General features: G+C 46.7%; 1 protein-coding gene. It reads right to left on the bottom strand.

Annotated features, from left to right (window positions below; all coding sequences use genetic code 11):
- Window positions 1-592, bottom strand: a 592-nt coding sequence (locus A3739_RS03185) for a hypothetical protein (RefSeq protein ID WP_231876988.1), incomplete at its 3' end; no start/stop codon positions are given.
- Between the last annotated feature and the right edge of the window lie 31 nt (window positions 593-623).

Here is a 623-nt window from a genome sequence, read left to right as displayed (position 1 = left end):
CACCTGAGCGACAAGCGTTCTCAACGAAATAACCGCTACGCTCAAGGCTATTTAATAAAGGTTCGCCAACTTGTGCTTTGAACTCACCTTTGCCTCGCACCTTCACGGTCACCATCTCTTCTTCACTCACCTCGGTTGGCCAGTTTTGAATCGAACTTGGGTTCTTTGGCGGGCCATTGCATTCAATTCGAATACGCTTATCAGCAACACCCAAAGCTTTAAGCTCCGATTTACAAAAATCATTAAACGGGGTTGGGCCACAGACATAAAACATGACCTCATCAACTCCGCTTACCACTTCATTGATAAGCTCGCCAGTTAGATATCCCGTTAACCCTTCATACCCTTCTTCTGGGCGTGAAATCACTTCCGTCACATGGAAATTTTCGTGCTTTTGAGCCAGCGCGCGAAAGGTATCCTGGAATATTACGTCCTCTGCAAAGCTATTGCCGTAAACCAAATAAAAATCAGCATCTACTCCACGGCTTAAGATGCTTTCGATCATTGCTCGCGCTGGCGCACCGCCCGAACCACCCGCTAAGAAAACAAGCTTTTTGCCATGTATAATTGGGTTGTAATAGAACGTTCCCATAGGGCTCGTCGCTGAAAATGTCTGACCCACT

The sequence above is a fragment of the Oleiphilus sp. HI0067 genome, from assembly GCF_001635735.1.
The sequence above is the reverse complement of the archived record's forward strand: the minus strand, read 5'-3'. Positions and strand labels throughout refer to the sequence as shown.